Source organism: Clostridium frigoris (assembly GCF_018861865.1).
Taxonomy (GTDB): domain Bacteria; phylum Bacillota; class Clostridia; order Clostridiales; family Clostridiaceae; genus Clostridium_AD; species Clostridium_AD frigoris.
On record NZ_JAHLDV010000101.1, the window covers coordinates 1 to 6,145 of the forward strand.

Annotated in this window: 7 protein-coding genes; 4 read left to right on the forward strand and 3 right to left on the reverse strand. The window is 33.1% G+C overall.

What is annotated here, in order from left to right; genetic code table 11:
• The first annotated feature begins 121 nt into the window (after positions 1-121).
• From KPL37_RS18965 to KPL37_RS18980, 4 genes are read left to right on the forward strand one after another with little or no spacing between them, the layout of a single operon-like run.
• On the forward strand, positions 122-931 hold the full coding sequence (locus KPL37_RS18965) for an electron transfer flavoprotein subunit beta/FixA family protein (RefSeq protein WP_216151635.1): 810 nt from the start codon (positions 122-124) through the stop codon (positions 929-931).
• Positions 919-1,977 (forward strand): electron transfer flavoprotein subunit alpha/FixB family protein, encoded by a 1,059-nt coding sequence (locus KPL37_RS18970; protein WP_216151636.1) that lies wholly within the window; start codon positions 919-921, stop codon positions 1,975-1,977. Before KPL37_RS18965 ends, KPL37_RS18970 begins: the two co-directional genes overlap by 13 nt.
• Complete coding sequence (locus KPL37_RS18975) at positions 1,970-3,265, forward strand: FAD-dependent oxidoreductase (RefSeq protein ID WP_216151637.1); 1,296 nt, start codon at positions 1,970-1,972, stop codon at positions 3,263-3,265. Before KPL37_RS18970 ends, KPL37_RS18975 begins: the two co-directional genes overlap by 8 nt.
• The gene (locus tag KPL37_RS18980; RefSeq protein ID WP_216151638.1) at positions 3,265-3,558 is read left to right on the forward strand and encodes a ferredoxin family protein; all 294 of its coding nucleotides are present in this window, start codon (positions 3,265-3,267) and stop codon (positions 3,556-3,558) included. Before KPL37_RS18975 ends, KPL37_RS18980 begins: the two co-directional genes overlap by 1 nt.
• Before the next feature lie 51 nt (positions 3,559-3,609).
• On the opposite strand, the gene KPL37_RS18985 is transcribed toward KPL37_RS18980, so the two are convergent.
• Genes KPL37_RS18985 through menC form a run of 3 tightly spaced genes read right to left on the reverse strand, consistent with a single transcriptional unit; the run spans position 3,610 to position 6,015 of the window.
• The gene (locus tag KPL37_RS18985) at positions 3,610-4,497 is read right to left on the reverse strand and encodes a prenyltransferase (protein WP_216151639.1); all 888 of its coding nucleotides are present in this window, start codon (positions 4,495-4,497) and stop codon (positions 3,610-3,612) included.
• A gap of 3 nt (positions 4,498-4,500) precedes the next feature.
• Positions 4,501-4,899, reverse strand: a complete 399-nt coding sequence (locus KPL37_RS18990; RefSeq protein ID WP_216151640.1) for a PaaI family thioesterase — start codon at positions 4,897-4,899, stop codon at positions 4,501-4,503.
• Between the two features lie 6 nt (positions 4,900-4,905).
• Positions 4,906-6,015: an o-succinylbenzoate synthase gene (menC, locus tag KPL37_RS18995; protein WP_216151641.1), complete on the reverse strand. Its 1,110-nt coding sequence runs from the start codon at positions 6,013-6,015 to the stop codon at positions 4,906-4,908.
• Positions 6,016-6,145 lie beyond the last annotated feature (130 nt).

A 6,145-nucleotide genomic window follows, 5' to 3' on the forward strand; every position in this document is an offset into this window, starting at 1 on the left:
TGCCCACATAAATACAAAAATTCAATATATACCAAGAAGGTTTCTTTTTGAAATAATGAGATTTTAAGAATGAGTGAGATATCGAGAGTAATTTATAATATAGAGAGGAAGTTGTTATTAATTGCATATCTTAGTTTGTGTAAAACAAGTACCTGATACTACAGAAATTAAAATGGACCCCAAAACAAATACAATGGACAGATCAAGTGCACCTACTATTATTAATCCTTTTGATGCTCATGCTGTTGAAGAAGCAGTTAAAATAAAGAAAAAATTTGGTGGTAAGGTCTCCATTATGTCAATGGGACCACCTCAAGCTCAAGAGGTTATTAAAAAATGTATTGAAATGGGTGCAGATGAGGGATATCTACTCTCCGACCGTGCCTTTGCAGGATCAGATACATTATCTACTAGCTATATTCTTGCAATGGGTATTAAAAAAATAATTGAGATTGAACCAATTGATTTGGTATTCTGTGGTAAACAAGCTATAGATGGAGATACTGCACAAGTAGGACCAGGTATTGCCTGTCGTTTGGGTATGCCTCAGTTAACTTATGTTGAAGCTATTGAATCATTTGATTTGAAAAAGAATATTGTTATGCTTCATAGAAAGATTGATAATGGGTACGAAGTTGTACAAGCAAAGCTCCCATGCCTAATAACAGTTGAAAAAGATATTAATGAATTAAGCTTTTCACCTTTGACAAATATGATTAAAGCAGCCCGCTATAACCCTACTACTTGGGGGATTAATGATTTTAACGCCGATTTAAGCCAATTGGGATTAAAGGGTTCTCCAACTTCTGTACGACGCATTTTTCCACCGAAGCAAAGAGCCGGTGGCGAATTGCTTAAAGGTAGTGAGGATGAAGTAGTTAAAACGTTAGTTGATAAATTAAAAGGAGGAATACTTGAATGTCAGCTATAAATAAAGAATATTCTGGTGTATGGGTTTTTGTAGAGCAGTTAGAAGGAAAACTAGCCACCGTTACCCTCGAACTCATTGGTAAAGCAAAAGAACTTGCTTCTAGTTTAAATGTACAAGTATCTGCAGTTCTTTTGGGTGATAAAGTAGAATCTATTATGTCTACACTTTTCGAACATGGTGCAGATACAGTATATATTATCGATGATCCAGTATTTCATTTTTACAGAGCTGAAACCTATATGAAAGCATTTTGCTATCTTGTAGAAAAATACAAACCAGAGATATTATTAATGGGAGCAACAACAACTGGCCGAGATCTTGCTGGTGCAGTTGCAACCACACTAAAGACAGGATTAACTGCTGATTGCACCGCTCTTGATATTGATTTAGAGAAAAGAATGTTACTTGCTAGCAGGCCTGCCTTTGGTGGAAATATAATGGCTACTATTGTATGTAAAGACCATAGACCTCAAATGGCTACTGTCCATCCAAAGGTTATGAAAATGCCTATTCCTGAGAAAAATAGGACCGGCATAGTGGTAAAAGAAACATTTGCCATTAAAGAAGAGTCTTTGAAAACTATAGTTCTAAAAATAGTTAAAGATGGATTAGAAAATGTTAAACTTGAAGACGCAAAAATTATAGTGAGCGGCGGTCGTGGTATACAAAATGAACAAGGAGTTAAGCTACTTAATGAACTTGCTAGCATCCTTGGGGGTGTTGTTTCTGGAAGCCGTGGCGCTGTTGAAAAAGATTTAATTGATCATAAACGTCAAGTTGGTCAGACAGGCAAAACGGTATCTCCAAAACTATACTTTGCAATAGGAATATCGGGTGCAATCCAACACACTGTTGGTCTTCAAGGGTCTGAAACTATAATTGCTATAAATACAGATCCAGAATGTCCTATGATGAAAATTGCAACATATAGCATTGTTGGAGATGCACTTACAATATTGCCTAAATTGATTAAAGTATTTAAAGAGTCTCTATCTGAGCTTAAGAATTTAAATTCCAATATAAAGGGAGGGGTTAACGTTGAGTGAAAAATTTGATGCTATTGTTGTTGGAGCTGGCGTAGCCGGACTTGCAGCAGCTTATACTATGTCAAAAGCAGGTCTTAAAGTTATTGTAATTGAAAAAGGTCAACACCCTGGATCAAAAAATGTTATGGGTGGGGTCCTGTACAGTCATATGATGGCGGAAATCATTCCTGACTTTTGGAAAGATGCTCCACTCGAGCGTCCCATCATTGAACAAAACTTATGGATTATGGGCAAAGAATCTGTCGTTAAAACAGGCTATAAAGACATGGAATGGTCAAAAGCTCCCTACAATAACTTTACTGTATTTAGAGGCAAATTTGATCAATGGTTTGCAAAGAAATGTGTTGAGGTTGGTACACTGATTGTTAATGAAACCGTAGTAAAAGAATGTATAATGGAAAATAATAAAGTGATTGGCGTTCGCACGGACAGACCTGATGGAGATATATTGGCCGATGTAGTTGTTCTTGCAGACGGAGTAAATTCGCTCCTCGGTAAAAGCCTTGGTTTTCATAAAGAATGGCGCAAAGACCAAGTTGCTCTTTGTGTTATGGAGGAACTAAAAATGCCTTCTGATAAAATAGAAGAACGTTTTAACCTTGATAAAGGAATGGGAGCAACCATTGAAATATTTGGTGATACCACTTTAGGCATGGTAGGTACAGCTTTCATTTATACAAATAAAGATCATATATCCATTGGATGCGGTGCATTACTCTCACAAATGTATGAGAAACGCGTTGAGCCTTATGAACTATTAGAGTATATAAAAAATCACCCTATGGTTAAACCCTTAATTGCTGGCAGCCAGCCTTGCGAATATTATGCACATTTAATTCCAGAAGGTGGTTATAAAAGCATTCCGAAATTAGTGGATGATGGAGTTATTGTTATCGGTGACGCAGCTCAGTTTGTTAACGGTATACACAGGGAAGGCTCAAACATGGGAATGACTTCAGGACGTTTTGCTGCTGAAACAATTATAAGAGCTAAAGGTACTAGCGATTTCACGAAAAGCACCCTTTCTAATTATGAGGATCTAATTAAGGAAAGTTACATTACAAAGGATCTTAAGAAATATAAAAATGCTTCTTCTACTATGGAGAATAATGGTGCTTACTTTAATCACTATATGCCAGCACTCAATAAATCTGTAAGTGAAATGTTAACAGTAGATGGTGAAAGTAAATCTAAAAAGCAAAAATTAATAGTAAAACACATGACTAAGGGCAGATCAATGTTTACTGCCGCTTTAGATATATTTAAAATGTTAAAGGAAGTGAAATAATGAGTGATATAAAAAAGAAAGTTAATATTGATGATAAATTGTTTTTGAATACTTATATTGCAGATACTGCATCACATCTAATTATCAAAGATGAAGGTGTTTGTGCTAATTGCGTTGAAAAGAATTGTACGAAATTTTGCCCAGCGGGAGTATACCAGTATAAAGATTATAAAATAGTTGTAGGGTTTGAGGGATGCCTTGAATGTGGGGCTTGTCGAATTGCATGTCCACATGATAATATTGATTGGAACTATCCTCGTGGAGGTTTTGGGGTACAGTTTAGGTTAGCTTAGTAATTAAACAATCTTAAGGGGTGTGCAATTTAATGTACACCCTAAATGTTTTTAAAATATTATTGTTATTAGTAATCCAATGACTACAGCTAAATGATATTTTAATCCGATTTTACTTATAAGTCCCATAGTCCTGCCTTTTGTATTCATGTTTTTATCATAAGATATAAAATCAAATATAGATTTATAAGGAAAAAATATTAAAACAGTCAATAGTACAACAAATGGATAAATGTGCACTACATATAAAATAAATGTTAGTATTAAAAGCATTATTACATTAAAAATCCAAAGCTTTTCTGCATTTTTTACACCCATCAAAATAGGAAGTGTTTTTCTACCGACATCAAGGTCCTCTTGTAAATCACTTAAGTTATTAGATAATAATATAGTACTTATATATATTACTGTAGGAATTGCAACTAAAAATGTATTTAGGTTAATGACACCAGATTGAATATAAATCACTGTTGTTGTTATACCAATACCCATTGTTATTCCAGCAACAACTTCACCAAAGGGAGTATATGCAATTGGAAAAGGACCAAAAGCATATGAAACTGAAATAATACCTCCTATAATTGCAATAAGCATAATATAATAACTTGTCTGACTAGCAATAAAAATACCAATCATACAAGCAATAAGTCCAAACAAGAATATGACAACCAAAACTTGTTTTGAAGTAATCTCCCCGCTTACTAAAGCTTTTTCATCACCACTTTTTTTGTCGTCCGCCCCACTTTTAAAGTCAGAGTAATCATTAACCATATTAGTTGCACTTTGAATAAGTATCATGGCAACTATTAATAATATAAAATATAATATATTAAATTTACCCAAAGCATATTTTGAGTAAATTGAGCCTAAAATTACAGGTACAATCCCTGCAAGAAGAGTTTTTATATCCATAAGTTTAATTATTGATTTAAGCATCATTTCCTACCTCTCCTTACCAAATGGATTATCTTTATTTGATTTTATAATGGAGTTCGTAACTGTCATATATGATATTAATACATTATTTTCATCAAACATTTCAACACTCCAAACATGAGATGTCTTACCCATATGTATTAATTTTCCCTTTGCTATAATATATCCTTCTATTTTTTTTGCTTTCATATGGTTTGCAGTAATAGTTTGCCCTACTGCTACTTGATCTTTATTTATCTTTTGAAGTGAGGCATAACCTGTAATGGTTTCTCCAAAGGCAATTGTTGCCCCTCCATGCAAATATCCGAAGGTTTGATTATGGAACTGTGTTAAATTCATTTTTGCCTCAAGTTCCCTATCTAGCACATGAATATATTCTATATTTAACCCATCTATTAAATTCATACTACACTATTCACCACCTATTTTAATATAGTCTATTGTATACTCTCTTAAAGTAACTTCATCAATTTCCACGCCTAACCCGTAGCCTTTAGGAACTTCAATTATACCATTACGTGCAATAATTTCCGGTTTAATTATATCTTTTTTAAAGTAACGGCTTGATGATGATAAATCTCCAGGGATGTAAGTATCCTTTAAACTGGCTAATTGAACATGCAATATTTTAGAAATACCGCTTTCAAGCATGCTTCCAATCCAATATTTTATATTGTTTTTCCTGCACAAGTCAATCATTTGCTTTGCATAATAAATTCCACCAACTCGACCTATTTTTATATTTAACACTTTAAATGCATTTACCGAAATTGCACTCTTTAAGTCATTAATTGTTTGAATGCTTTCATCCAAACATATCGGCGTACTAAGCTCTTTCTGAAGTTTTTGATATTCTAATAAATCTCCAGAATTAAGTGGTTCTTCTATACAAATTAAATTAAATTCATCTAATTTTTTTATTTCATTTATTTGTTCAAACTTATAACTTCTATTAGCATCCACTAACAATTGAATACTTGGGTAAATTTCTCTAATAACCTTTAACTTTTTAAAACCATCTGCCGGCTTAATCTTTAATTTAAAGCGTGTATATCCTTCTTTTTGATAATCGTCAATTTGTTTTATAATCATGTTAATATCTAAATCCCCAAGCACAACTCCTGCGTAAATTTCATCGGTAGTTTCTTCATTAAATACAAGTTTCATAAGAGACAACTTATTTCTTCTAGCATATAAATCTACCAAGGCATTTTCAAGCCCTGCTAGTGCCATGGGGCACTCCATCTCTAAATATTTATGTATATCAAAAGGATTATCCATATCTTTATGAATTACATCTTTAATATATTTATTTATTAATACCTTCTTTGAAGATGCTAATGTCTCATTTGTATAAAATAGATCATTAAATGAAACCACTTCCCCATAACCTACATTTTGAAGCTCATCCGTAGCTTTTATTACAATTGTTTCACGATACTTTATGGAAGCTTGTGATGTTTTGAAGTTGAAATTCAAAGGCATCTTAATATGAAAAAGTTCTATTTGTTCAATTTGCATATATACACCCTCTTATAAATTCTGATAGTGTTAACACTATCTTTGTTTTATTTATTTAAAACCCTGCTATTGCAAGGATTGTAGCTGTTTTTAGCACAAAAAACAATGACCCCCTCTATTTGGTATAATT